This window comes from Actinosynnema pretiosum (assembly GCF_002354875.1).
GTDB classification, from domain to species: domain Bacteria; phylum Actinomycetota; class Actinomycetes; order Mycobacteriales; family Pseudonocardiaceae; genus Actinosynnema; species Actinosynnema auranticum.
This window is the reverse complement of the sequence record NZ_CP023445.1, coordinates 4,409,498-4,435,769: the sequence shown is the minus strand read 5'-3', so window position 1 is coordinate 4,435,769 and position 26,272 is coordinate 4,409,498. Positions and strand designations below refer to the sequence as shown.

20 protein-coding genes are annotated in these 26,272 nt (G+C 73.3%); 10 read left to right on the top strand and 10 right to left on the bottom strand.

All coding sequences use genetic code 11. The features are described 5' to 3' along the window. Positions 1–47: 47 nt before the first annotated feature. Positions 48–1,310, top strand: coding sequence for an MFS transporter (locus CNX65_RS18885; RefSeq protein ID WP_232519905.1), 1,263 nt, complete (start codon positions 48–50; stop codon positions 1,308–1,310). Positions 1,311–1,359: 49 nt separating this feature from the next. Here CNX65_RS18885 and CNX65_RS18880 read toward each other — a convergent pair whose 3' ends face one another. Next, the gene (locus CNX65_RS18880) at positions 1,360–2,739 is read right to left on the bottom strand and encodes a pyridoxal phosphate-dependent decarboxylase family protein (protein WP_096494874.1); all 1,380 of its coding nucleotides are present in this window, start codon (positions 2,737–2,739) and stop codon (positions 1,360–1,362) included. Further along, positions 2,736–3,998 (bottom strand): MFS transporter, encoded by a 1,263-nt coding sequence (locus CNX65_RS18875; RefSeq protein WP_096494872.1) that lies wholly within the window; start codon positions 3,996–3,998, stop codon positions 2,736–2,738. The genes CNX65_RS18880 and CNX65_RS18875 overlap by 4 nt, the downstream gene beginning before the upstream one ends. A 151-nt stretch (positions 3,999–4,149) precedes the next feature. On the opposite strand from CNX65_RS18875, the gene CNX65_RS18870 reads away from it, so the two are divergent. Beyond that, complete coding sequence (locus CNX65_RS18870) at positions 4,150–5,337, top strand: RICIN domain-containing protein (protein ID WP_096494870.1); 1,188 nt, start codon at positions 4,150–4,152, stop codon at positions 5,335–5,337. 78 nt (positions 5,338–5,415) lie between these two features. Here CNX65_RS18870 and CNX65_RS18865 read toward each other — a convergent pair whose 3' ends face one another. Continuing rightward, complete coding sequence (locus CNX65_RS18865; RefSeq protein ID WP_096494868.1) at positions 5,416–6,045, bottom strand: MBL fold metallo-hydrolase; 630 nt, start codon at positions 6,043–6,045, stop codon at positions 5,416–5,418. Then, positions 6,042–7,127 (bottom strand): S-(hydroxymethyl)mycothiol dehydrogenase, encoded by a 1,086-nt coding sequence (locus CNX65_RS18860; RefSeq protein WP_096494866.1) that lies wholly within the window; start codon positions 7,125–7,127, stop codon positions 6,042–6,044. Before CNX65_RS18860 ends, CNX65_RS18865 begins: the two co-directional genes overlap by 4 nt. A gap of 242 nt (positions 7,128–7,369) precedes the next feature. On the opposite strand from CNX65_RS18860, the gene CNX65_RS18855 reads away from it, so the two are divergent. Next, the gene (locus CNX65_RS18855) at positions 7,370–9,100 is read left to right on the top strand and encodes a serine/threonine-protein kinase (protein WP_177154278.1); all 1,731 of its coding nucleotides are present in this window, start codon (positions 7,370–7,372) and stop codon (positions 9,098–9,100) included. Positions 9,101–9,175: 75 nt separating this feature from the next. After that, positions 9,176–9,811 (top strand): hypothetical protein, encoded by a 636-nt coding sequence (locus tag CNX65_RS18850; RefSeq protein WP_157767720.1) that lies wholly within the window; start codon positions 9,176–9,178, stop codon positions 9,809–9,811. 3 nt (positions 9,812–9,814) lie between these two features. On the opposite strand, the gene CNX65_RS18845 is transcribed toward CNX65_RS18850, so the two are convergent. Together CNX65_RS18845 and CNX65_RS18840 are read right to left on the bottom strand one after the other, a co-directional pair. Further along, positions 9,815–11,101 (bottom strand): hypothetical protein, encoded by a 1,287-nt coding sequence (locus tag CNX65_RS18845; RefSeq protein WP_157767719.1) that lies wholly within the window; start codon positions 11,099–11,101, stop codon positions 9,815–9,817. 83 nt (positions 11,102–11,184) lie between these two features. Further along, entirely contained in the window at positions 11,185–11,583 is a 399-nt protein-coding gene (locus CNX65_RS18840) for a MerR family transcriptional regulator (RefSeq protein ID WP_096494858.1), read from the bottom strand. A 194-nt stretch (positions 11,584–11,777) separates the two neighbouring features. Here CNX65_RS18840 and CNX65_RS18835 point away from each other — a divergent pair, with 194 nt between their 5' ends. Continuing rightward, the gene (locus CNX65_RS18835; protein ID WP_096494856.1) at positions 11,778–12,908 is read left to right on the top strand and encodes a sporulation protein; all 1,131 of its coding nucleotides are present in this window, start codon (positions 11,778–11,780) and stop codon (positions 12,906–12,908) included. Positions 12,909–12,957: 49 nt separating this feature from the next. Here the strand turns inward: CNX65_RS18835 and CNX65_RS18830 are convergent, their stop codons facing one another. Next, a complete protein-coding gene (locus tag CNX65_RS18830; protein ID WP_096494854.1) occupies positions 12,958–13,782 on the bottom strand; it encodes a nitroreductase/quinone reductase family protein in 825 nt (274 codons plus the stop codon). A 516-nt stretch (positions 13,783–14,298) separates the two neighbouring features. On the opposite strand from CNX65_RS18830, the gene CNX65_RS18825 reads away from it, so the two are divergent. From CNX65_RS18825 to CNX65_RS18815, 3 genes are all read left to right on the top strand, one after another. Then, a complete protein-coding gene (locus CNX65_RS18825) occupies positions 14,299–16,824 on the top strand; it encodes a GH92 family glycosyl hydrolase (RefSeq protein ID WP_177154277.1) in 2,526 nt (841 codons plus the stop codon). Between the two features lie 441 nt (positions 16,825–17,265). Continuing rightward, a complete protein-coding gene (locus CNX65_RS18820) occupies positions 17,266–17,892 on the top strand; it encodes a hypothetical protein (protein WP_157767718.1) in 627 nt (208 codons plus the stop codon). A gap of 97 nt (positions 17,893–17,989) precedes the next feature. Beyond that, positions 17,990–18,832, top strand: a complete 843-nt coding sequence (locus CNX65_RS18815; RefSeq protein ID WP_096494848.1) for an alpha/beta hydrolase — start codon at positions 17,990–17,992, stop codon at positions 18,830–18,832. 6 nt (positions 18,833–18,838) lie between these two features. Here the strand turns inward: CNX65_RS18815 and CNX65_RS18810 are convergent, their stop codons facing one another. Then, positions 18,839–19,468 (bottom strand): TetR/AcrR family transcriptional regulator, encoded by a 630-nt coding sequence (locus tag CNX65_RS18810; RefSeq protein ID WP_096494846.1) that lies wholly within the window; start codon positions 19,466–19,468, stop codon positions 18,839–18,841. 83 nt (positions 19,469–19,551) lie between these two features. Here CNX65_RS18810 and CNX65_RS18805 point away from each other — a divergent pair, with 83 nt between their 5' ends. Together CNX65_RS18805 and CNX65_RS18800 are read left to right on the top strand one after the other, a co-directional pair. Beyond that, positions 19,552–21,285, top strand: coding sequence for an ABC transporter ATP-binding protein (locus tag CNX65_RS18805; RefSeq protein WP_096497865.1), 1,734 nt, complete (start codon positions 19,552–19,554; stop codon positions 21,283–21,285). Between the two features lie 1,108 nt (positions 21,286–22,393). After that, positions 22,394–24,196 carry an ABC transporter ATP-binding protein gene (locus CNX65_RS18800; RefSeq protein ID WP_373565497.1) on the top strand — a complete coding sequence of 601 codons (1,803 nt, stop codon included), beginning with the start codon at positions 22,394–22,396 and terminating at the stop codon, positions 24,194–24,196. A 208-nt stretch (positions 24,197–24,404) separates the two neighbouring features. On the opposite strand, the gene CNX65_RS18795 is transcribed toward CNX65_RS18800, so the two are convergent. Continuing rightward, positions 24,405–25,145 carry an STAS domain-containing protein gene (locus CNX65_RS18795; RefSeq protein WP_096494842.1) on the bottom strand — a complete coding sequence of 247 codons (741 nt, stop codon included), beginning with the start codon at positions 25,143–25,145 and terminating at the stop codon, positions 24,405–24,407. Between the two features lie 97 nt (positions 25,146–25,242). Beyond that, the gene (locus tag CNX65_RS18790; RefSeq protein ID WP_096494840.1) at positions 25,243–25,662 is read right to left on the bottom strand and encodes a hypothetical protein; all 420 of its coding nucleotides are present in this window, start codon (positions 25,660–25,662) and stop codon (positions 25,243–25,245) included. Positions 25,663–26,272 lie beyond the last annotated feature (610 nt).

The following is a 26,272-nucleotide window of genomic DNA, read 5'->3' as shown; positions in this document are numbered from 1 at the left end:
CGGCCCCCTCCGCAGGGTGATCGCGCCGATCTGGGAACCTCCACCGGGTGAGCACTGGGAGAGGCGGCCTCGGCAGGCTGCTGACGTCGTCCGGGGTGTCGAACCTGGCGGACGGGATGTACAAGACCGCGTTACCGCTGCTGGCCCTGCAGCTCACCCGGTCGCCCGTGCTGGTCGCGGGGGTCGCGGTGGCGGTGAACCTGCCGTGGCTGGTGTGCGCGCTGCCCGCGGGCGTGCTCGTGGACCGGGTGGACCGCCGCCGCGCCATGCTGGTGGCGAACGCCGTCCGCGCCGCGCTGCTCGTGGTGCTGGGAGGGGCGGCGCTGGGCGGGTTCGCGCCGATCTGGGCGCTGTACGCGGTGGCGCTGTGCGTGGGGACCGCCGAGGTCGTCCACGACACCTCGGCGCAGTCCGTGGTGCCCGCGGTGGTCGACCGCGCGGGCCTGGACCGCTCCGGCCTCGACCGCGCGAACAGCGCGCTGCAGGGGCTGGAGCTGGCGGCCAACCAGTTCGTCGGGCCCGCGCTGAGCGGTCTGCTGGTGGCGGCGGGCGCCGTCGCCGCGTTCACCGCGCCCGCCGCGCTGTGGCTGGTCGCGGTGGTCGCGCTGTGGGGCCTGCGCGGGGTGTTCCGCGCCGAGCGCGCCGAGCCGACGTCGGTACGCGGCGACCTGCTGGTGGGCGCGAGGTTCCTGGCGGGGAACCGGTTGATGCTCACGATGGTGCTGTCGGCGGGCGCGGTGAACCTGGCGCTGCAGGCGGTGTGGGGCGTGCTGCCGCTGTTCGCGGTGGGGGAGCGGTCGGTGCTGCACCTGACCGAGCGCGGGTACGGCCTGCTGCTCGCGGGCACCGCCGTGGGCGGCCTGGTGGGCGCGGCGCTCGCGCCGAGGCTGGTGGCGCGCGTGGGCGTGCGGGTCGCGCTCGGCGCGGGCCTGCTGGTGATCCCGCTGACCCTGTTCGGCGCGCTGCTGGTCGACACGGCGTTCCCGGCGGTGGTCGACGGCGTCCCGGTGGGCGCGCTGGCGCTGGTGGTGCTGCTGGCCGCGCAGAACGCGAGCGCGGTGGTGTGGAGCGTGGTCGTGGTGGGCCTGCGCCACCGCGCCGTCCCGGACGCCCTCCTCGGCCGCGTGACCGCCGCGCACCGCGTGGTGTCCTGGGGCGCGGTCCCGCTGGGCGCGGCGCTGGGCGGGGTGCTCGGCGAACTGCTGGGCCTGCGCCCGGTGTTCGTGGTGGCGGGGGCGCTGCTGGTGCTGACGGCGGTGCTCGTGCTGCCCCGGTTGCGCGACGCGGAGCAGGAGGCGCCCGCGGGGTGAGGGTTTTCCGCGCGGGGCCGGGGGTTCCGGCCCCGCGCGGGTCGGACCACTACGAGTGCAGCACCCCCAGGAACTCCACCAGCAACCGCTCCCGCACCCGAGCCCCCGCCGCGGCGAGCAGCGTGTTCACCCCCGCCATCCGCTCCGGCAGCACCCCGTCCCCACCGCCCGGCCCGGTCGCCGCCAGCAACCCGGCGACCCCCTCCGCCGTCACCTGGTCAGGCGTCAGCCCGCGCACGGCCGCCAGCACACCCTCCGGCACCTCCGGCGCCCCCAGCTCCCGAGCCGCCGCCACCGACGCGCGCAGGTCCGCCAGCAGCTCCGCCTCGTGCCCCGCGTTCGCCGCCGTCAGCGTCAGGTGCAGGTTCGCGGGCGACGCCCCGTGCGCGAACTGCGGCTGCGCGTACCACCCGCGCGCCTTCAGCTCGTCCGCCACCACGAACACGTCCACCCCGTCCCCGGCCACCGCCAGCAGCGTCGCCTCCGGCTCGCCCAGCACCCGCAGCCCCGCGATCCCGCCGATCCCCTCCCGCACCAGCCGGGCGCTCCCCAGCGCCCGCCCCGCCAGCTCCCGGTACCCGTCGTCACCGATCCGCCGCAGCACCGCCCACGCCGCCGCCACAGGTCCACCCGAACGTGTGGACTGCATGGTCGTGTTCAGCATCGTGTAACCGGGCCAGTCCGCGCTCGCGAAGAACTGCGCCCGCCGCAACCCGGCGTCGGCGTGCAGCAGCACCGACACCCCCTTCGGGCAGTACGCGTACTTGTGCAGGTCCACCGACACGCTCGTCACCCCCGCCACCCGGAAGTCGAACGGCGCCACGTCCGCGTGCGGCAGCACCCACCCGCCGATGCACGCGTCCACGTGGCACCGCACCCCGCGCTCCGCCGCGACCGCCGCGATCTCCGCCACCGGGTCCACCACCCCGTGCGCGTACGACGGCGCGCTCGCCACCACCAGCACCGTCGTCGCGTCGACCGCCGCCGCCACCGCCGCCGGGTCGGCCCGGAACGTCACCGGGTCCACCGGGACGGCCACCACCCGCACCCCGAAGTAGTGCCCAGCCTTGTGGAACGCCGCGTGCGCCGTCTCCGGCACCACCACCGACGGCCGCGCCACGTCCGGCCGCGAGTCGCGCGCCGCCAGCACCGCCAGCAGGCACGACTCGGTCCCGCCCGACGTCACCGTCCCGACCCCGCCGCCCAGCAGCCGCGCCGCCGTCGCCACCACCTCCCGCTCCAACCGCAGCAGCGACGGGAACGCGGTCGGGTCCAGCCCGTTCGCGGGCGCGGCCAGCGCGTGCGCGGCGGCCGCGAGGGCGTCCAGCCCCGGCAGCGCGCTGTCGTACACGTAGGCCAGGGTGCGCCCGCCGTGCGTCGGCAGGTCGGCGGCGCGCAGCGCGGCCAGCTCGGCCAGGGGATCGGTCACCGGGGAGTCTCCTCACGGGGCAGCAGCGGAAGGGGCAGCACGGCCAGCAGCGCGGGCAGCGCGGTGAACCCGACCAGCGCGGCCAGCACCGCGCCGCTCGTCTGGGTGACGTCCCCGCTCGTGCCTGCCGCGTACCCGCCCACGGCCAGCACCACCCCGTACGCGCCCGGCCCCAGCGCCAGCCCGAGCGTCTCGCCCGCCGTCCACACCCCGGAGAACACCCCGGCGCGCCGCCCGTCGACCGAGCTGATCACGTCCGGCAGCATCGCCATCGGGAACACCTGCATCCCCGCGTACCCGACGCCCGCCACCGCCATCACCGCCACCACGGCCCCGACCGGCAGCACCCCGGACGCCCCCAGCCCGGCCGCCGCGACCGCGAACACCACCGAGGCCACCACCAGCCCGGTCCGCTTGCCGACCCGCCGCCCCACCCGCTGCCACAGCGGCATCACCAGCAGCGCGGGCCCCACGAACGCGGCGAACAGCGCCGTCTGCGCCGACCGCTCGCCCAGCACCAGCCGCGCGAAGTAGTCCACCCCGGCGAGCATCGCGCCCAGCCCCACCGCCTGGACCGAGAACACCGCCAGCAACCGCCGGAACGCCCGGACCCGCAGCGCCGCCAGGAGGTCGCGGGCCGAGGGAGCGGCCGGGTCCCGCCGCACGGGCGCCCCGCGCGTGCCCACCACCGAGGCCACGGTCCCCGCCAGGATCAGCGCCCCCACCGCGAGGCCCATCACCCGGTACCCGTCCGCGCCCCCGACCAGGTCCCGCACGGCGGGCGCGCCCGCCCCGCTGACCAGGATCGCCAGCGCGAGCACGGCGACCCGCCACGCCAGCAGCCGGGTGCGCTCGTGGTAGTCGTCGGTCAGCTCCGCCGCCATCGCCACGTAGGGCACCTGGAAGAACGCGTACGCGGTGGCGCACAGCAGGAACACGACGGCCACGTACGCCGCCGCGCCCCACCCGTCGCCGACCCCGGCGAACAGCGCCGCGAACAGCGCGGCCGTGGCCGCGCCCCCGCCCAGCAGGAACGGCCGCCGCGCCCCCACCCGGTCGCTGATCCGCCCGGCCACCGGGTTGAACAGCACGTCCCAGGCCTTGGGGACGAGCACCAGCGCGCCCGCGACGGCGGCGGGGACGGCGAGCGAGTCGGTGAGGTAGGGCAGCAGGAGCAGACCGGGGACGGTGCCGAACGCCCCGGTGACGAGGGAACCCAACGCGTAGCCCGCGCGCACGCGCGTCGTGGTCGGCTGCATCGTGCGGGTGATCCTCGCACGGGTGAGGGGCCCGGCCGCCGTCACGACTGCGGGGTTCCGCGCGGTAATCGGCTTCTGGAATTGATCTTCGCTGCGTACGCTCTCCGCGCACCGGCGGGGCGACCCCGCCGACCACCACTGGGGGAAGAACGTGTCAGCAGCGCTGAAGACAGGCGCGGTCCTCGCGGCCGCCCTGGTCTGCACGGGTGTCGCGGCGGCGCCCGCGCGGGCGCAGGAGGCCACCGGCGAGATCACCGGCACGGTCTGGATCGACCGGGACGGGGACGGGCAGGTCAACCGGGTCGGCGAGGGGCCGCGCTACGCGACGGAGCGGCTCAGGTCGTACACCGAGGTCGAGGTCGTGGCGCGCGAGACCGGTCATCGCTGGACGGCGCAGACCAACCCGTACGGGGAGTTCCACTTCTCCGGTCTGCCGCAGGGCGTGTTCGACGTGTCGGCGGACGCGGTCGGGATGCGGTCCCTCGGCCCGGTCACCCGGCAGGTCGAGCTGAGCGCGACCGCCCCCGCCGCGGCCCCGCTGATGTTCCCGCAGCTGGGCAACAACATCGTGGTCAACGCCGTGGTCGACTCCAACGGCGACGGGATCCTGACCGATGAGCGCGGCGAGCTCGACCAGACCTTCTACGTCAGGGGCCGCGACGTCGAGGGCAAGCCGTCCTACGGCGACACCGTGACCCTCGGCCCCGCCAACGTCATCGAGGGCCTCCCCGCCGGGGTCTACACGGTCTACTCCCACACCCCGCCCGCCGGGACCAGGCTGACGAAGCCGAACGCCCGCACCAACGCGGACCCGGTGGACCAGGACTCCGACTTCGTGCAGTCCTACTACGGCCCGACCACCCTGCCGCACGTCTTCACCGGTGACGACGGCGTGTGGACCCCCGGCTTCGGCGTGACCGAGGGCCAGGGCGAGACCAACCCCGTGCTGACCAACGCGGCCAGCGGCTGGTGCCTGGACCAGGAGCACCCGACCGGAACGGCGACCGAGGTCGTCGGCGCGCACCACTGCAACAGCGGTGCGAACCAGCGCTGGGTGTTCGAGTGGGCGGGTCCGGACGTGGTCAAGCTGGCCAACGAGCGCACCGGGCACTGCGTCGACCAGGAGCACCCCAACGCCGTTGTCGCCCACCCGTGCGGCGGCGGGAACGAGGAGTTCTGGCGGGTCGTGCACGACGAGCGGGTCGACGAGGCCGCGACGCTGGTCAACGTGGCGACGGGGCACTGCCTGGACCAGGAGTACCCGAGCGGCGGCGCCACGACCAAGGTCGGCGCGTACCCGTGCAACGGCGGGGCGAACCAGAGGTGGCTGGTGTCCTGACCCGTCAGGACGCGAAAAACCGGGGCGGCCCAGGATCTCCTGGTCCGCCCCGGCTCGTTCCCCCCGGACAACCGGGGGCTAGTGCCCCCTGGTGATCCAGTCGCCCAGGTGCGGGCTCTCGTCGCCGATCTTCGTGCTGTCCCCGTGCCCGGTGTGCACCACCGTGTCCTCCGGCAGCGACAGCAGCCGCTCCTCGATCGAGCGCACGATCGTCGGGAAGTCGCTGAACGACCGCCCCGTCGCGCCGGGCCCGCCCCGGAACAGCGTGTCCCCGGTGAACACCACGCCCAGCTCCGGCGCGTGGAAGCACACCGCCCCCGGCGCGTGACCGGGCGTGTGCAGCACCACCAGCTCGGTGCCCCCGACCGTGATCCGCTGCCCGTCCGAGAGCTGCCCGTCGGGCTCCCGCTCACCGTGCGTCAGCTCCCACACCGGCAGGTCCGCCGGGTGCAGCCACACCGGGGCCCCGGTCGCCTCGGACAGCGCGGGCGCCACCCGGACGTGGTCGTCGTGCGCGTGCGTGGCCAGGATCGCGACCACCCGCCGCCCGGCGATCAGCTCCAGGATCGGCTCCACCGCGTGCGGCGCGTCGATCACCACGCACTCGCTGTCGTCGCCGACGACCCAGATGTTGTTCTCGACGTCGAAGGTCTGCCCGTCCAGCGAGAACGTGCCGGACGAGGTGGCGTGGTCGACGCGCGCGGTCACAGCTGGACCACCGAGCGCAGCACCTGGCCGCCGTGCATCTTGTCGAACGCGGCCTCGACGCCGTCCAGCGCGATCGTCTCGGTGACGAACGCGTCCAGGTCGAGCCTGCCCTGCTGGTACAGGTCGACCAGCATCGGGAAGTCGCGCGAGGGCAGGCAGTCGCCGTACCAGGACGACTTGAGCGCCCCGCCGCGCGAGAACACGTCGATGAACGGCAGCTCCAGCGTCATCTCCGGCGTCGGCACGCCCACCAGGACCACGGTCCCGGCCAGGTCGCGGGCGTAGAACGCCTGCTTCCAGGTCTCCGGGCGGCCCACCGCGTCGATCACCACGTCCGCGCCGAACCCGCCGGTCAGCGCCTGGATGGCCTCGACGGCGTCGGTCTCGCGGCTGTTCACCACGTCCGTCGCGCCGAACCCGCGCGCCCACTCCAGCTTGGCCGCGTCCACGTCGACGGCGATGACCTTCGACGCGCCCGCGAGCTTCGCGCCCATGACGGCCGCGTTGCCGACGCCGCCGCAGCCGATGACCGCGACCGTGTCGCCCCGGCTGACGTTGCCGGTGTTGATCGCCGCGCCGATGCCCGCCATGACGCCGCAGCCGAGCAGGCCCACGGCGGCGGGGGAGGCCGACGGGTCGACCTTCGTGCACTGGCCGCTGTGCACCAGGGTCTTCTCGGCGAACGCGCCGATGCCCAGCGCGTTGGTCAGCGGGGTGCCGTCCTCCAGCGTCATCGGCTGGGCGGCGTTGTGCGTGTTGAAGCAGTACTGCGGCTTGCCCTTGGCGCACGCGCGGCACGAGCCGCACACCGCGCGCCAGTTGAGGACGACGAAGTCGCCGGGCGCGAGGTCGGTGACGCCCTCGCCGACCTCCTCCACGATCCCCGCGGCCTCGTGGCCGAGCAGGAACGGGAACTCGTCGTTGATGCCGCCCTCGCGGTAGTGCAGGTCGGTGTGGCAGACCCCGCAGGTCTGCACCCTGACGACGGCCTCACCCGGACCGGGGTCGGGGATGATGATCGTCTCCACGGTCACCGGCTGGCCCTTGGCCTTGGCGACGACGCCACGGACGCGGTGCGGCATGTACCGCCCCTCCCTGCTTGTTGCGCTGACAACTGATCGGTAGCGACGTTACGCGATCCCCTCGGGGGCGGCGCACGATGACCTCGAGGTGTCGCGCGCGCCCCGGCGTCCACAGTGGACGAGCGTTCACCAGGGGAGTTGCGCGCACACCCCGCCGAGAGATGAAATCACTATCGGTGATATCAAGCGCGTTCGCCGTACCTCCTGGTGGGGTACACCCTTTGTTGAACGTGTGCGCAGACGTGAGGAGCACCGTGGAGGACCGCACGATCGCAGATCGCTACCGGTTGACGGAGCGGATCGGCGCAGGTGGCATGGGCGTGGTCTGGCGCGCCCAGGACCAGCGGTTGCACCGCGTAGTCGCCGTCAAGGAACTGCGCCCCGGAATCGCGTTCGACGAGGCCTACACCGAGCGGGCGATCCGCGAGGGCCGGATCGCCGCACGGCTCCAGCACCCGAACGTGATCGCCCTCTACGACGTGGTCGAGCACGACGACCGGCCGTGGCTGATCATGGAGTACCTGCCGTCCAAGAGCCTGGCGGCGCTGCTGTCCGAGCGCGGCAGGCTGCCCGCCGACGAGACCGTGCGGCTGGGCATCCAGCTCGCGTCCGGGCTCGTCGCCGCCCACCACGCGGGCGTGGTGCACCGGGACGTGAAGCCGGGCAACGTGCTGGTGACCGAGTTCGGCACGGTCAAGATCACCGACTTCGGCACCTCGCGCGCCGCCGACGAGGTCACGATGACCGCGTCCGGACTGCTGATCGGCACGCCCGCGTACCTCTCGCCCGAGGTGGCGCGCGGCGGGCGGGCCGAGTTCCCGGCGGACGTGTACGGGCTGGGGGCGACGCTGTACGCGGCCGTCGAGGGCGGGCCGCCGTTCGGCACGGACGCCAACACGATCGCGATGCTGCACCGGGTCGCTGAGGGCAAGTACGCGCAGCCCGAGCACGCCGGGCCGCTCGCGCCGGTGCTGAACCGGCTGCTGGACGTGGACCCGGCGACCCGGCCGACGATGACCGAGGCGGTGCGGCTGCTGCGCGAGGTGCGGCCGGACTCCTCGCCGACGGCGGTCGTCGCCGCGCCCGCCGGGACGACGGTGATCGCCGAGCCCGCCGCGGAGGCGCTGCCCGCCGAGGCCGCCGCGGGCGCGGCGGCGGGGGCGGCCGCGGTCGCAGCCGCCGCCGACATCGCCCAGTCCACCCCGCAGCCGACCAAGGTCGACGACCTGGCGGCGGCGGCCCCCGCGGAGCCGGAGCGGGCGGCGGAGCCGGAGCAGCGCCACCCCCCGACCGTCGTGGACGAGCCCGCGACGGCGCTCACCCCGGCGCCGCCCACCCCGTACGTGCCGCCGCGCCCCCAGTACCGGACCCAGCCGGACCAGCCGGAGGAGGAGGGCGGCGGGCGCAAGGTGCTGCCGATCGTGGCGCTCGCGCTGGCCACGCTGGTCATCGCCACCCTGGTCACCTACCTGGTGAACCAGTCCGGCCAGGACGACCAGGCGGTCACCCCGCCCCCGCAGACCACGGTCACCACCGAGGTGACCGGCGGCGAGCAGCCCGGCGGCCAGGACACCGGCGCGGGCGGGCAGAAGCCGACCAGCGACACCCCGACCCCCTCGTCCGCCCCGAGTTCGCCCGCGCCGTCGACGCAGACGAGCACCCAGGAGCAACCGCCCCCGCCGCAGAGCGTGCCGGTGGAGCAGGGGCTGCGGGACTACTACTCGCTGCTGCCGGGCAACACCGAGGCCGGGTACGCGAGGCTGACGGACAACTTCAAGGCGGGCCGCGCGGGCACCTACCAGGGGTACGCCGGGTTCTGGCAGACGATCAGCTCGGTGTCGCTGAGCGACGTGCAGGTCGTCGGCCCGAACCAGGTGCGCGCGACCGTGGTCTACAACGGCGGTTCGCGCGAGACGAACACCTTCACCCTGGTCCAGTCGAACGGGCAGTGGCTGATCGACGGCCAGTCGTAGCGGTCACGGTGCGCTGCCCCCGACCCGGCGTTTCGCCACCCCGCGCCGGGTCGGGCGTCACTAGCATCGGTGACCGTGGGCTTCGACCTGGCGGCGTGGCGGGAGACCGCGCCGATCACCGCCGAGGCCGCGCTGGAGAGGTACCGGGACCTCGCGGCGCGGTCCCCGGCCGATGCGGTGGAACCGGAGCTCAAGGGGTTCCTGGAGGAGCTGGGGAGCGCGTTCGCCGGGGCCGTGGCGCCGTGGGCGCAGGAGCCGAGCGCGCGCGGCGGCGTGGTCGTGATGACGGCCCGGTGGTCGCAGAGTGCTCGGGTGCACGCGGTGGTGCGGGAGCTGGCGCGGCGGCACGGGCTGGTGTGCTTCGACCCCCAGGAGCGGCAGGTGCTGCACCCGTGGGTGACGCTGTCGCTGTCGGACGGGACCCGCATCGAGAACCCGGACGCGGAGCGCATCGCGGCGGCGCTGGGGAGTTTGTCGCGGAGCAGGTACTACGCGATCCTGGAGCGCGCGGAGCAGGACTACGTGCAGGTGGGGTGCGCGGGGGGCTTCGGGGCGGTGAGCTACGCGCTGGAGCGCAGGGAGGGGTCGGCGGACCGGCACTACCGCTGCGAGCTGCCGGACCTGGCGCGGGTGACGCGCGCGTTCGAGGCGTTCGCGGCGGGGGAGGACGGGTGGGCGGCGGGGTTCGAGTGGTACCGGGTGGAGTTCTGAGGGTCAGCCCTCCGGTTCGAGCAGGCCCCTGACCACGTCCGGGAACCGGTCGGCGCCGTCGTCCCACATGAGCACCTCGACCGGTCCGGTCCGCTTGCCCACCAGCAGTCGCCTCGGCGGGGCTTCAGCCTGGTCGCCCGGCAGGACCAGCAGGAGCGGAGCTGCGCCGGGGATCCTGTCCAGCGCGCGGGAGAGGCTTTCTTTGTTCCTCCGCGCGAGCACCTCCACCAGGATCTGCCGGTCGTTCTTCTCGACGAGTGCGTCGACGCGCTCCCCGCTCGCCAAGCGCGCGTCCAGGGAAACCTGCCAGCCGTGCTGCTTCGCCAATTTTTTCAGCGTCTCCAGGGTGTGTCCTTCGAAGGCGACGGCAGCGACCGGGCGGAGCATTTCCAAAGCCGACAGCAGGATCTTCCCCCTGCTCTGCACCGCTTTGCTGTCCGAATTCGAGAGGGTCGCTCCCGCACCGACCCTGGCGACGGAATCCGACAGCGCGCGCAGGGCTCGTGCCACATCTTGTTCGAGGACGCCGCGCCGCTCCAGCACGGAGATCAAATGCTCGGTCGTCTGCCTGGTTCTTCTCGTGCTCATCCCGGCCAGTGATCTGAGCACGATGTGCACCTGGTGCCACAGCGTGAACAGGTCGTCGGGGCGGGGGAGCGGAATGGCCGGTATGGGGGTGATCTCCTCCCGGTTGTCGGGTTTGCCGACGACCTCGTCGCTCTCCGGCGAATCGGTCACGAACTTGCTCGCGGACCCCCGCGTCCCGTCCACGACCGCCGTCATCTGGTCGGCGACCTGGGTCTCTTCGAGCGCGTCGGCGGCACGCAGCGCGGGTGGCAGGATCATCCTGGTCCACAGGTACCCGGTCAGGAATCCCAGAGGGGTGAAGAAGGCCACCACGCCGCCTGCCGCCACCGCGCTCCCCGGCCCGCCCCCCATGGCTTCGCCCACGGTCCTGCTCAAGCCGCCGAACCACGTTCCCAGGCTGCCCAGCTCGATCAGGCCCACGCCGATGAGCATCTTCGTCAACCAGTCGGACACCTGTTCCAGGTTGGTGTTCACCGCGTACCCCGCTTTGGAGTTCGCCGAGTCTTCCACCCTCCTTGGAATTCCGAAGAGGAATCCTGCCAAGGCGCTGAGCAGCATCGCCGCCCATCCGACGAGCAGGCACAGGGCCGCCGGTCTTAATGCGCTCCAGACGTGCGAAGCGCCGTAGAGCGCAATCACCGCCAGGCTGGCTGCGAGCGCCCCTGACAACACCCAGAACATAGTTCTGTGGCGCTTGGTCAAGTCGGAAGCTGAAACCATCGATTCCTCCCGCTGGGGAGTTCGTGGCCAGCACGCGCGTTGTTACAGCAAGAGCGGTCGAGAGCTCACGGCAACAGCAGATCCGGCGGGATCTGGAGCGCGATCGTGATCAGCGACTGCACCCGCCCCGCGATCACCGCCAGCAATCCCTGCAACTCCGGCGCCGCAGCGTCCGCCGCCCCCTTCAGCAGGTCCAGGTCCGCCCCGATCCGCTCCAGCGCCCCCGTCACGTCCGCCTCCCCGGAGGTCATCGCCTTCGCGATCTCCTCCAGCGGCAGCCCGCCCGCCTCCAGCTCCCTCACCAGCGCGATCACGTCCGCGTCCTGCTCCCGGTACAGCCGGTAGTTCCCCCCGGACCGCCCGGCGGGCGCCAGCAGCCCCAGGTTCGTGTAGTGGTCGACGGTCCGGGGACTCACGCCGGCCTTCGCCGCCAGCTCGCCGATCCTGATCAACGCCTCGGTCACCGCGCCACACCACCTTCCGCCCGTGCCCGCGCCCGTGCCCACGACAATCAACACGCAAACCATACAGTGCCACGTGCTACTGTCACGTTCAGTGCCCGTCTCGACCGATTTGCGTGGTCACCGCAGCACGATCCCGGCACGACCGCACCACCGGCACGACCCCCACCTCATCCTTCCCAACGGAGGAAAACCTGATGTTCAAGCGGATGCTGAGCGCCTTCGGCGTCGGCGGCCCGTCGGTCGACACCGTGCTGGACTCCCCGCACGCCGCGCCCGGCCAGCTGATCAGCGGCCAGGTGCGCATCCAGGGCGGCAGCTCCGAGGCGGTCATCGACCAGGTCGTGCTGTCCCTGGTGACCCGCGTCGAGGTCGAGCGGCACGACGACGAGTACTCGGGCGTCGCCGAGTTCCTGCGGGTCGCGGTCGCCCACAACGTGCGCGTCGCCGCGAACCAGCCGCTCTCCGTGCCGTTCCAGATCCCGGTGCCGTGGGAGACCCCGATCACCGCCGTCGGCGGCGCGCCGCTGCCCGGCGTGTCCGTGGGCGTGCGCACCGAACTGGTCATCGCGGGCGCCCCCGACAAGGGCGACCTCGACCCGGTGCTGATCTCCCCGCTGCCCTCGCAGGACCGCGTGCTCCAGGCGTTCGGGCAGCTCGGCTTCCAGTTCCGCAAGGCGGACGTCGAGGCGGGCCGCATCCACGGCGTCAACCAGGAGCTCGGCTTCTACCAGGAGCTGGAGTTCTTCCCGCCGCAGCAGTTCGCGGGCCGGGTCAACGAGGTCGAGCTGACCTTCGTCGCCAACCCGCACGAGCTCGTCGTGGTCCTGGAGGCCGACAAGCGCGGCGGCGTGTTCAGCTCCGGCGGCGACGCGTTCGGGCGCTTCCACGTGTCGCACAACGACGCCATGCACACCGACTGGGCGTCCGCCATCGGGCAGTGGCTCACCCAGGTGGTCGAGCGCGGTGGTCACGGCGCGTTCGGCGGTCAGCCCGGTTACGGCGCGAACCCGGCGTTCGGCGGCAACCCCGCGTTCGGCGGCCAGCCCGGCTACGGGCAGCCCGCGTACGGCCAGCCCGGCGGTTACGGGCAGCCCGGCTACGGCCAGCCCGGCGCCTACGGCCAGCCCGGCTACGGCGGCCAGCCCGCCTACGGCTACGACCAGCACCACCACCAGGAGCGCCGCGGCCCCGGCATGGGCGCGGTCGTCGGCGGCGTCGCGGCGGGCGTCGTCGGCGGCATGATCCTCAACGAGGTCATCGACGAGGTCGGCGACTCGTTCGAGGACGAGGGCGAGGACTTCGCGGGCGGCTTCGACGAGGAGTGACCCACCTCCCGCCGTCCCGCCGGAGCACCCGGCGGGACGGCGGGAAACCTCACCCCAGCAACGGGATCAGGTTCTCCTCCTCGTACCGCAGGTGCGCCTCCAGCTCCTCCGCGAGCCGGTCCACCTCGTCCGCCACCCCCTTGCCGCCGCCCGCGAGCACCTCGCGCAACCGCGCCAGCAGCGCCGCGATCGCCTCGTGCTCGCGCGCCAACCGGTCCAGCACCGGCTCCAGCTCCGGGTACCGGTGCCGCAGGTGCGGGAACAGCATCAGGTCCTCACCGGTGTGGTGGTTGCGCAACCCCGCGCACACGGTCAGGCAGTTCACCCGCAACTGCGCGCCGAGCGTCCCACCCGAAGCCCGGATCTCCTTGCGCACCAACGACAACTCGCGCCGGAACGCGTCGTGCACGGCCAGCAGCGCGCCACCCATCGACTTCTCGTTCGGCGTCGGCGGCCCCGGCACCGGGTTGAGCGCCACCACCGGCAGCACCCGCGTCGTCTTCTCCTGGTACGCGCCCCACCCCGGATCGGCCTCCACGGCCCGCGCGAACATCCGCTCCCGCTCCTCGCCGCGCAGCACCTCCGCGTCCGCCTCGTAGGTGAAGGTCCCGTCCTCCACGGTCACCCTGGGGTTGGCCACCAGGTTCAGGTACCAGTCGGGGTGCTTGGGCGCCCCGCCCGCCGACGCGATCACCAGCACCCGCTCCACGTCCGGAAGGTAGCCCACGGGATTGGTGTGCTTGGCGCCGGTGCGCGCGCCGGTGGTGGTGAGCAGCAGCAGCCTGCCGCCCTCGAACATGCCGCCGACGCGCCCGGCGTTGGCCCGGAACTCGTCGATCACCTGCTGGTTGAACTGCTTGAAGGCATCGCTCATTCGTTCTCTCCAAAGGTTTTCCGGGCAGGCCGAGGACACCGGCGGCGTCGGGCGTGCCTCGGTGGGAGGTGGTTCAGAGGGCGCGTCGGGACGACCGGTCGGCGCGGACCGGTGGCGAGGACGCGAGTGGCGCGGCGCTCAGGCGTCGCGAAAACCCGACCCGGCAGCGGAAAACGGCGCGCTGAAGCCAAAAAAGGGCGCGCGGAACCCGTGCACGGTCGTCAGGGGGAGGAGAACCCGGATGCGGCGGACCACGGGCCCGCCCGACGATCAAGCCTGGGCCGGGAGCCCGTCTCGGTAGTGGCCAGAAGCGGCCGACCCGGCAGTCACGGGCGTGAGACTAGCCCCAGCGGGCTTTCGGAGACAAGCGGGGTGAACACCCGGTGGCACGGACGTGGAATCGCTCCCACAAGTCCCTGTCCGGTGGACGGAAACCCCGTCGCGCGCTTCCCCGCGCCCAGGGACGGCCGGTAGACCCGAGGCGTGTCCGGGTTCAGTCGGAGAGGGCGGTGTCGCGTGCGCGCGTTCGCGGTGGGACTGGCGGGTCTCGTGCTCGCCTCAGGACTGGTGGCCACACCCCAAGCCCTCGCGGCGCGACCACAACCGGTCCCCGACCCGGTTTCCCACGTCGACCCGCTGATCGGCTCGGCGAACGGCGGCAACACCTACCCCGGCGCGGTCCGCCCGTTCGGGATGATCTCCTGGAGCCCCACCAGCACCGCAGGCGACCAGACCAACACCGCCGCCGCCAACGGCTACTCGCACAACACCACCCGCGTGCGCGGCTTCAGCCTCACCCACGTCAACGGTGCGGGCTGCCACCCCGGCGCGGCGGGCGACGTGCCGATCATGCCGTTCGTCGGCGAGGTCACCTCCTCACCCACCGCCGACGTGCGCGACCAGGTCTACGCCAGCGACTTCCGGCACGAGGACGAGACCGCCACCCCCGGCCGCTACACCGTCGCCCTCGCCTCCGGCGCGTCCGCCGACCTGGCCGTCACCACCCGCGCCGGCATCGGCGACTTCGCGTTCCCCCGAGGGAAACCCGCCGCGCTCCTGTTCCGCACCTCGAACTCGCTCAACGGCAGCGAGGACGCCGAGATCACCATCGACCCGGCCGCCCGCACCGTCTCCGGCTCGGTCCTCACCGGCGCGTTCTGCGGTCGCCGCGCGAACGGCGGCGCCAACAACAAGAAGACCTACTACCGCCTGCACTTCACCGCCGCGTTCGACCGCCCGTTCGCCGGAACCGGGACCTGGCGCGACGGGGCCCTGAACCCCGGCGCCACCACCGCGTCCGGCGGCGAGGGCTACGAGACCGGCGCCGCCCGCCAGGGCCGGGGCTCCGGCGGCTACGTCACGTTCGACACCACCACCGACACCGACGTGCGGGTGCGCGTCGGGATCTCCTACACCAGCGCGGAAGCCGCCCGCCGCAACCTCGACCACGAGATCGGCCGCGCCGCCACCACCGACCGCGTGGCCGCCGACGCCCGCCGCGAGTGGAACCGCCAACTGCGCGCGGTCGAGGTCTCCGGCGGGACCGACGACCTGCGCACCACGTTCTACACCGCGCTGTACCACGCCTTCCTGCAACCGAACGTCACCAGCGACGTCGCGGGCACCTACCTCGGCTCGGACCGGGAGATCCACCGCCTCGAACGCGGACAACGCGCCCAGTACGGCAACTTCTCCGGCTGGGACCAGTACCGCGCCCACACCCAGCTCCTCGCCCTGCTGGAGCCGGAGGTCGCCTCCGACTACGCCCAGTCCCTGCTCAACCTCGCCGAGCAGAACGGCGGCGTCTGGGACCGCTGGGTCCACGTCAACGGCCCCACCCACGTGATGACCGGCGACCCGTCCGCCCCCGCCCTCGCCGGGATGCACGCCATGGGGGCCGAGGACTTCGACGTGCGCGGCGCGTTCGACTCCCTGGTGCGGCAAGCCACCACCCCGCACCCCGACGGCCTGTCCGACAGGGGCTGCCCCGGCCAGTGCGAGGGCCAGCGCCCGAACCTGGCCGAGCACCTGCGCCTGGGCTACGCCCCGCAGGACACCTGCCACTGCTGGGGAGGCGCCGCCGAGACCCTGGAGGCCGCCGTCGCCGACGCCGCGCTCGCCGACTGGGCCGGGAAGCTCGGCCGCGCCGACGTGCGCGCCGCCCTGCTGCCCAGGGCGAGCTGGTGGCGCAACACCTTCAACCCCTCCGCCGGGGACACCGGCTACCAGCAGGCGCGCGCCGCCGACGGCGCTTGGACGTGGCCGTTCAGCCCGTCCTCCGACCTCGGCTTCGCCCAGGGCACCAGCTCCACCTACACCTGGATGGTCCCGCAGGACGTCTCCGGCCTGGCCGCCGCGATGGGCGGCAGGGACCGCGCGATCACCAGGCTGGACGCCTTCTTCCGCCGCCCCGACGGCTCGTGGGCCACCGGAGGCGACGGCCTGCGCTACGACCCGACCAACGAGCCCGGCATCCACACCCCGTGGCTGTACAACGCGCTGGGCGCGCCGTGGAAGACCCAGGAGACCGTGCGCGCCATGGCGTCCCTGGTCTACGGCACCGGTCCCGGCGGCCTGCCCGGCAACGACGACCTGGGCACGATGTCCGCCTGGTACGCGTTCGCCGCGCTCGGCATCTACCCGCAGACCCCGAGCCGCGCCGAACTGCTGCTGTCCAGCCCGCTGTTCCCCAAAGCCGTCCTGCACCGCGACGGCGCCCCGGACATCACGATCACCGCGCCGAACGCCTCGGCGGAGAACGTCTACGTGCGCGGCGCGAAGCTCGACGGCCGCGCGCACGACCGCTCCTGGCTCCCGGAATCCGTGGTCCGCCACGGGGGAGCCGTCACCATCGACGTGGCCCCCACCCCGAACCCCACCTGGGGCGCCGGCGACCTGCCCGTGGACCACGTGACGCCCGCCGCCACCCCGGTGCCGAACCTGCCCGGCCCGAGGTTCGCCGGACGGGTGCCCGCCACCGCGAGCACCCGCCACCGCGTCGACGGCACGGCGGACGGCCGGACCGCTCGCCTGTGGTGGTGACCGTCCCCCTGGACCCGGACGTCCGCACCACGTCGGTGGTCCTGGGCGCGAACCCGAACGTGAAGGTGCTCGCGCTCAGCGCGGCGGGCTGAGCCGGTCGAACCGCCCCCGCGCGTGGAGCGGGTGCGGCATGATGACCGCTGGTCCCGACGTGCGGCCGGACCCGTCCGGCCGCACGTCGACCACCTGCCGGGGGGATGGCCCGCGCGGGTCGGGTGAGCGCGCCGCCCGACCGCCACTCGATCGGCCCACGCGCCGCGCGCCGCCGGGGGACCACCGTTGCGCCGGTCCGACCCAACCGCGTGGCATCCGTGGCACAGGTGGGGATTTTCGGTGACCTCCGGTGCACCTTGGTAGTGGGCGAGCTAGGGGTCGACGCCTGCCCCCGTCGCCCACCGGGACCGCGCAACGACCTGCGCGGCCCGATCGGAAGGGGCCCCGATGATCCATCCCGCTCCCATCCCCCGTCCCGACGAGGTCGGTGACCGGGCCGAGACCATGGCCCGGTTCCTGCGCGAGGTTCCGCTGCCGTTCACCAGGGTGCTGTCGCTGTGGGTCGGCTACGGGGTGCGCCGCGAGCCCCGGCTCGCCGACCGCGTCCACCACCTCACCGCGCGCCAGGGCAGGCTGCTCGGCGGGCTCCCCGAGGGCACGCCGGTCACCCGGCGCGAGGGCTACCTGGTGCCCCGCCTCGGGCCGTCCGGGCCGAGGCTGGCCGCGGTGACCGCGCTGCTGCACCAGCCCGCCCTGCACCTGGACCCGCCCCGCCGCGCCGAGCTGGCGAACGGGCACGCGCCGCTGGGGACGCTGCTCAGCGACGTGCGGCGGGTCACCCACTACGCCTGCTCCGCCACCGGGCCGACCGACGACCCCGACCCCGACCTGGAGGACCCGCTGCCCGACCTGGTCGACGACGTGCCCGCGCTGCGCTGCCAGGCCACGCTGCTCAGCTGCGGGCGCCCGGTCGCGCTCGCCCGCGAGACCGTCTACGAGGCCGCGCTGCTGGCCCGCCGCCCGCCCGACCTGCTGCCGCACCTGCGCTCGGGGCCGTACGGCGTCGTGTCCTGAGCGCCCGCGGTCCGGGGGCGCGCCGGAGCGGTCGGGCCCCCGGACCGCGCGGCACCCTGGTCGTGCGGGATCTTCACCCGGATGGTGTAGTTGCGGCGTGCTCAAGAAGGTTGCCCGCTGGGTCGTCCCCGGCGCGTGCGCGGCGGTGGCGGTGTGGGTGCTCGCGACGAGGTGGGGCAGCGTGCTGTCCGCGCACCCCGCGTACCTGGTGCTGCTGCTCGCGGTGGGGGCGGCGGGGCTGCTGGGGCTGATCAGGCCGGTCCGGTTCCGCTGGCTCGTGCTGCCGCTCGTCCTGGTGGTCCCGTTGGCGTGGCTGCGTCCCTTCCCCGCCGACGGCACGCCGCTGGCGGCAGGCGTCCAGGTCGTGGACCGCTGGGACTCGATCGAGCTGCGCCCCGAGCGGGGGACCCCGACCGAGGGGCTGGTGTTCTTCCAGGGCGCCCGCGTGGACGCCCGCGCCTACCTGCCGCTGCTCTCGCGGGTGGCCGAGCGGGGCGCGCTGGTGGTCGTGGTCAAGGCCCCGCTGGACTTCGCCGTGCTGGCCCCGACGAGCGGCCTGCTCGACGAGCACCCCTGGATCACCCGCTGGACCTCGGCGGGGCACTCGCTCGGCGGCGTCGCGGCGTCCAGCTTCGCGGCGGACGACGACCGGGTGCGGGGCCTGCTGCTGTGGGCGTCCTACCCGTCGCAGGACCTGTCCGGCCGCGACCTGGACGTCACCTCGATCAGCGGCGACCGCGACGGCTTCACCACCCCGCAGGACGTCCTGGACAAGCGCCCCCTGCTGCCCGCCGACACCCGCTACGAGGTGGTGCCGGGCGCGGTCCACGCCTTCTTCGGCGACTACGGCCCGCAACCGGGGGACGGGGAGCCTTCGACTGGTCGTGCGAACGCGCAGGACCGGATCGTGGAGGTCAGCGCCGAGGCGCTGGGCCTCTGACCGTGTTCACGCCTCCTGTCGGGGGTGTGCCCCGTCCCGGCGGGCCAACCCGTGCAGCAGCGGCAGGAACACGTCGTCCACCAGCTCCTCCAGCACCCGCCGCGACAGCGGTCCGCAGCGGGTCAGCGACTCGGAGCGGATCAGGTCCAGCGGCACCCGCTTCACCCGTTCGGGCAGCTCGACGGGCGGCAGCTCACCCCGGCCGACCGCGCGCTCGACCACCCCGTCCAGCGCGTGCCGCAGCGGCGACGGGCACAGCAGCTTGTCGCTGACCAGCACGACCACCTCCGGGTTGTGGAACGCCTCCCAGGCCATGCCGGTCCGGTCGCCCGCGCACGCCGCGCCGAGCCCGGACTGCCCGGCGATCCCGCTGAACAGCGCCAGCAGGTCCGTCCGCAGGTCGCCCTGGTCCTCCGGCCCCGGCCAGCTCGGGGCGCGCTTGAGCCACGCCGCGAGCACCATCTCGGCCCGGCTCGGCCACCGCCGGTAGATCACCGGTTTACTGGTCCTGGCGCGAGCGGCCACGCCGTCGATGGTGAGCCGGTCGTAGCCGACCTCGTCCAGCTCGTCCCAGACCGCGTCGAGGATGGCCCGCTCAAGCTCCTCGCCGCGGCGGCGCGTCTTCGCCTCGGTCACATTACCCCTTTAGATACGTTGCGTTTCTTAACCACCGGGTCTACCTTCCAATTAGACACGAAGAGTTTCCTATGGGGGAGTCCGTGCTCATCCGCTTGCTCCGCGGCCACCTGAGGCCGTACCGGCGAGAACTGACCGCCGTGCTGGTGCTCCAGCTCATCGGCACGATCGCCTCGCTGTACCTGCCCAGCCTCAACGCCGACATCATCGACTTCGGGATCGCCAAGGGGGACAACGGCTACATCATGACGACCGGCGGCTGGATGCTGCTGGTCTCGCTGGTCCAGATCGCCTGTTCGGTGGGCGCCGTGTACTTCGGCGCGCGCACCGCCATGAGCTTCGGCCGGGACGTCCGCTCGGAGGTGTTCCACCGGGTCGGCTCGTTCTCGGCGCGCGAGGTCGCCCAGTTCGGCCCGTCCTCGCTGATCACCCGCAACACCAACGACGTGCAGCAGGTCCAGGTGCTGGTCGTGATGGTGTGCACCCTGCTGGTGTCCGCGCCGATCACGTGCGTGGCGGGCATCGTCATGGCGCTGCGGGAGGACGCGGGGCTGTCCTGGCTGCTGGTGGTGTGCGTGCCCGCGCTGGCGGTCTCGCTGATCCTGATCGGCCGCCGCATGGTGCCGCAGTTCCGGCTCATGCAGGAGGGCGTCGACGAGGTCAACCGGGTGCTGCGCGAGCAGCTGTCGGGCATCCGCGTGGTGCGCGCGTTCGTGCGCGAGCGGCACGAGACCCGGCGCTTCGCCAAGGCCAACGCCGACCTGAGCCGCACCGCGCTGCGGGCGGGCGCGCTGATGGCGCTGGTGTTCCCGATCGTGATGCTGGTGCTGAACGGGTCCGGCGCGGCCGTGCTGTGGTTCGGCGCGGCCCGGATCGACACCGGCGAGATCCAGATCGGCGCGCTGACCGCGTTCCTGAGCTACCTGATGCAGATCCTGATGTCGGTCATGATGGCGACCTTCATGGCGATGATGATCCCGCGCGCGGCGGTGTGCGCCGAGCGCATCATGGAGGTGCTCGGCACCAACAGCTCCGTGGTCCCGGCCGCCGACCCGGTGACCGCGCTGCCCGGTCCGGCGTCGGTGGAGTTCCGCTCGGCCGAGTTCCGCTACCCCGGCGCGACCGACCCGGTGCTGCGCGACATCTCGTTCCACGCCGAGGCCGGTCAGACCACGGCGATCATCGGCAGCACCGGCGCGGGCAAGACGACGCTGCTGTCGCTGGTGCCCAGGCTGATCGACGTCACCGGTGGCGAGGTGCTGGTGGGCGGCGTCGACGTGCGCAAGGCGGGCGCGGAGGCGCTCGGCGGCGTGATCGGCCTGGTGCCGCAGCGGGCGTACCTGTTCTCGGGCACGGTCGCCAGCAACCTGCGCTACGGCAACCCCGAGGCCACCGACGAGGAGCTGTGGGAGGCCCTGGAGGTCGCGCAGGCGCGGGGGTTCGTGGAGGCGATGGAGGGCGGCCTGGAGGCCCCGATCGCCCAGGGCGGCACGAACGTGTCCGGCGGCCAGCGCCAACGCCTGTCGATCGCGCGGGCCCTGGTCCGCAAGCCCGCCGTCTACCTCTTCGACGACGCCTTCTCGGCCCTGGACCTGGCCACCGACGCCCGCCTCCGGGCCGCCCTGCGTCCCAGGACGAGGGAGGCGGTCGTGATCGTGGTGGCCCAACGCGTGTCGACGGTCGTCGACGCGGACCGCATCGTGGTCCTGGAGAACGGAGCCGTGGTAGGCGTGGGCACCCACGCCGACCTCCTGCAAACCTGCCCAACCTACGTCGAGATCGTCGAGTCCCAACTAACCCCGGAGGCGGCGGCGTGACCACCCCATCCCGCCCCACCCCAACCCCACTGGCCACGCCACCCGGGTTCCCCACGCCAACGCCACCTTCGACACCGCCCTGGTTTCCCGCCTGGGTGTCACCTTCGACCCTGACCTGGGTTCCCGCGCTGGCTCAGGCTCCCGTGCCAGCGCCGCCTTCCCCATCAACCCGCGCTCCCGCACTGGTGTCCCGTTCCGTCTTAGCCTGTGCTCCCGCGCTGGCCCAGGTTCCCGTGCCAGCGCCGCCTTCCGCGCTGACACTAATTCCCGCGCCAGCATCACCTTCCGCGTCGACCTGGGCTCCTACGCTGGTGCCATCCTCGGCCCCAACTCGGGTCCCCTCACTGACGTCACCTTCCGCGCTCGCGCTAATCCCCGCATCGGCACCACCCTCCGCGTCAGCGCGATCCTCCGCACTGGCGCTGTTCCCCATGCCAATGCCTCGCCCGGTGCCAGCGCTGCTCTCCGCTCCACCAAAGCCAACGGTCCGCCCCGCCAAACCACTCACTCCTCGCAGGGAAGCGTCCACACCACTGATCGCCCTCCCGCTGGTCGCCACTCTCCATCGCACTCCCGGCCGTCACCGCACTTCGGGCCATCACCGCACTTCCCGTGCGTCAACTGCCCCCAGTGCTCCCCGGCGCAACCAGCCCACCCGGCTCAACCGCAGCCGCGCACACCACCCCGCGGCCACCTCGGCGTGCTTCCCCACACCCGCTACCTCCAGCCTGCCGTGCGTCGCCCTCCGACGTTCACCCCGAGCTGCCCTTCCCCGCACACCGGCGAAGCCCGACCACAACTCACACCTGGCCACCGCTCGCACCCTCCTCCCCGCACCCACTGCCGAACTGTTCCTCCTCCCCGCTCTCCCCTTGGCTCGCGCCCGCACCCGCGCCTGCACCCGCGTCCGCATCCGCATCCGCGATCACGCCGCTTTCACCCCACCCAGGTCCCCGCTGCTCGGCTCCCGGTCGCCCGCGTTGTCGCTCACGCCGTCGTCCGCGCCCAGAAAGGCTCACCAGTGACCACCACCCAGTCCCAGGCGGCCAGGCCGCAGCCGCGTGGACCGATGGGAGGCGGCGGGCCCTTCGGGGGCGGGATGCCGCCGATGGGCAAGGCCCACGACTTCAAGCCGTCCGCCAAGCGGCTGGTCGGCAGGGTGAGCCCGGAGCGCGTGCCGTTCATCGGGGTCGTCGTGCTCGGCGTGGCCAGCGTCGCGCTGTCCGTCGCCGGGCCCAAGGTCCTCGGGCACGCCACCGACATCATCTTCAACGGCGTCCTCGCCCGGATGCGCGGCGTTCCCGGCGCGGGCATCGACTTCGCCGCGCTCGGTTCAGTCCTCTCCTGGGTGCTCGGCCTGTACGTCGCGTCGTCGGTGTTCGGCTACGTCCAGGGGCTCCTGCTCAACGGCGTCGTGCAGCGCGTGGTCTACCGGCTGCGCGCCGACGTCGAGGACAAGCTGCACCGCCTGCCGCTGCGCTACTTCGACAGCCAACCGCGCGGTGAGCTGCTCTCCCGCGTCACCAACGACATCGACAACATCGCCACCACCCTCCAGCAGACCATGAGCCAGCTGCTGGTCTCCGGTCTGACGCTGATCGGCGTGCTGGCGATGATGGTGTCGATCTCCCCGCTGCTGGCGCTGATCGCACTGGCCCTGATCCCGCTGTCGATCATCATCACCGCGCGCATCCGCAAGCGGTCGCAGGCGCTGTTCGTGGCGCAGTGGAAGCACACCGGCGACCTGAACGCGCACATCGAGGAGGCGTTCAGCGGTCACCAGCTCGTCAAGGTGTTCGGCCGCCAGCGCGAGTCCGAGGAGGAGTTCCGCCGCCGCAACGACGACCTGCTCGGCTCGGCGCTGGGCGCGCAGTTCATCTCCGGCCTGATCATGCCGCTGATGATGTTCCTGTCGAACGTCGGCTACGTCGCGATCGCCGTGGTCGGCGGCCTGCGGGTGACGTCGGGCGCGATGACGCTCGGCGAGGTGCAGGCGTTCATCCAGTACTCCCGCCAGTTCACCCAGCCGCTGACCCAGGTGGCCGCGATGGCGAACCTGCTCCAGTCCGGCGTCGCCTCGGCCGAGCGGGTGTTCGAGCTGCTCGACGCCGAGGAGCAGGTCCCCGACCCGGTCGAGGAGCAGCTGCCCGCGACCCGCAGGGGCCGGGTGGAGTTCCACGACGTCAGCTTCTCCTACCTGCCCGAGCAGCCGCTGATCAAGCACCTGTCGCTGGTCGCGGAGCCGGGCAGCACGGTGGCGATCGTCGGCCCGACCGGCGCGGGCAAGACCACGCTGGTCAACCTCGTGATGCGCTTCTACGAGCTGGACGAGGGCCGCATCACCCTCGACGGCGTGGACATCACCGCGCTCAAGCGCGAGGACCTGCGCTCGCAGATCGGCATGGTGCTCCAGGAGACGTGGCTGTTCGGCGGCACGATCAGGCAGAACATCGCCTACGGCAGGCCGGACGCGACCGAGGAGGAGATCCTGGCCGCCGCCAGGGCGACCTACGTGGACCGCTTCGTGCGCACCCTGCCCGACGGTTACGACACCCTGATCGACGAGGAGGGCGGCAACGTCAGCGCGGGCGAGAAGCAGCTGCTGACGATCGCGCGGGCGTTCCTGGCCAACCCGTCCCTGCTGATCCTGGACGAGGCCACCAGCTCGGTCGACACCCGGACCGAGTCGCTGGTCCAGCACGCGATGGCGGCGCTCCGCTCCTCCAGGACCAGCTTCGTGATCGCCCACCGCCTGTCGACCATCCGCGACGCCGACCTGATCCTGGTGATGGAAGCGGGCCGGATCGTGGAGCAGGGCACGCACGAGGAGCTGATCACGAAGGAGGGCGCCTACCACCGGCTGTACTCGGCCCAGTTCGCGGAAGCGGGGGAAAACGACGAGAAGAGCTGAGCGGGCCGAACCCGCACAGCCCAGCCGCTGACCACAGCGGCGGTGCGCCAAGCACCGCCGCCTGTGGCGGGCGTGGGCTGGCGGGCGTGGGCTGGCGGGCGTGGGCTGGCGGGCGTGGGCTGGCGGGCGTGGGCTGGCGGGCGTGGGCTGGCGGGCGTGGGCTGGCGGGCACCCCAAGTGGGGGGTAGTTCGGATCGGGGGTTCGGGGTCAGATCGGGTCCAGGAGGGCCCACACCGCCTTGCCGCCCACCGCGGGGGCGGTGCCCCACTGGCTTGCCGCGTACGCGACCGCGTCCAGACCGCCGCTGCGGTCTCGGCGGCGGTTCGGCAGGGTGGGGCAGCGGTCCTGGACCGAGATCCTGAGGTGGCCGCGAGTCAGGTGGTGGTGTGCCGGGCGGTCGGGGGTGGTGTGGTCGTCTGCGGTGGTCAGGCGCAGCCACAGGTCGGTTCTCGCGTGTGCGACGGCGTTGTCGGTCAGCGCCGCCGCGACCAGCGCCGCCGCGTCCAGCAGACCGGTCAGGCCCCAGGCCAGGCAGGTGTCGGTCGCGAACAGCCTCGCGCGCACCGGGCTCACCGGGGTCGGGGGCAGGTGGATGCGGCGGTGGCGGGGGCGGGGGACCGGTGCGGTGGCGCGCAGGGCTCCCGCCAGGTCCGGGCTCACGGGCAGGCGCTCGCGGATCCAGTCCGCCACCGGGCGCGGGCTCACCAGGGCCAGTGGGATGCCCGGCCACCTGTCCACCCGGTCCGCCACCTGGCACAGCAGTCCCAGCAGCGCCGGTGCGGGGATCTCGGTCCTGGTCAGGTCGACCACCAGCGCCACCGGGTGATCGGCCGCGACCCGCAGCAGCGCCTGTCGGAGCGGCGTGGCCGTGGACAGGTCCAGTCTGCCCACCGGGCGCATCAGCGCGGCGCCCGCTACGTGGGACAGGTGGCAGCGCATGGTCGTCAACGGGGAACCTCCTCCGGCTCGCGGGTCACCGCGCGCGCCGGTGCGCGTGGTGCCGCGTGATCGTGTGGTGCTGCGTGCTCGCGGGACGCGGCGCGGGTCACGGTGTGGTCCCGCGTCTGCGCAGGTGCCTGCGGGCGTGGTTGCGGGCGACGCGCAGCGCGCGGTCAACGTCGGGCACGGTGGAACCGGTCAGCCTGGCGATCGAGGTCCGGGTGGTCCCGTGCGCGAGCAGCGCCAGCACCCGCAGGTGGCCCACCTCCAACCCGGCCGCGTCCGCCAACGCCCACGCCGCGTGCAACCGGTCCACCACGTCCTGCGCGTGATCCGGCTGCGGGGCGGGCAGGAGGGTGGCGTTGCGGCAGGCTCGGGCGTGCGCGTGCCGCCTGTGCAGCAGGGCGGTGCAGCGGCGCCACAGCACCGTGTCCAGCAGACCGTCGAAACCCTCGCGGTAGAGGCGGGGGAGGGACATGACGGTGACCAGCACGTCGTGCACCACGTCGTCGGCCTCGTCGGCCAAGCCCAACCGGACCGCCGCGCCGTGCAGGCGGGAACGCCTGCGCAGGCACAGGTCCCAGGCTTGGGACTCGGTGAGCAGGGCGGGATCGTCGACCGGGGGAGTGGGGGCGGTGGCGGTGCCAGTGGGGGCGCCAGTGGGAGCGAGGGGGAGCGAGCCGGTCGTGGCGGCACCAGGGTCGGGTGACCCTGTGGCGGGAGTGGGGAGTGGGGCGAGGACTGCCGTGAAGTGGGGCTCGGAAAGCGCTTTCCCCTGAGGGCTCGCGGTGCTCGACCAAGAGGGTGCAACGGGAGCAGCGAAGGCTGATGGGGCAGCGAGGGCTGATGGGGCGGCGGGAGCAGGGGGAGCTGCTGAGGTGGGAGCTGCGGAGGCGGCGGGAGCAGTCGGGGCGACGAGGGCCGCTGGAGAGGGTGGAGCGGCGGGGCAGGCGGGGGGCGCAAGCGCCGCCGGAGCAGGCGGACAGACGGGGGTGGTGGGAGCCGCTGGAGCCGCAGGAGCGGGTGGAGTGGCGGGGGCCGCCAGAGCGGCGGGCGCCGGTGGAGCGGCGGAGGCGGGGGCCGCAAGAGTCGCAGGAGCAGGTGGAGCTGCGGGGGCCGCCAGAGCTGCGGGCGCA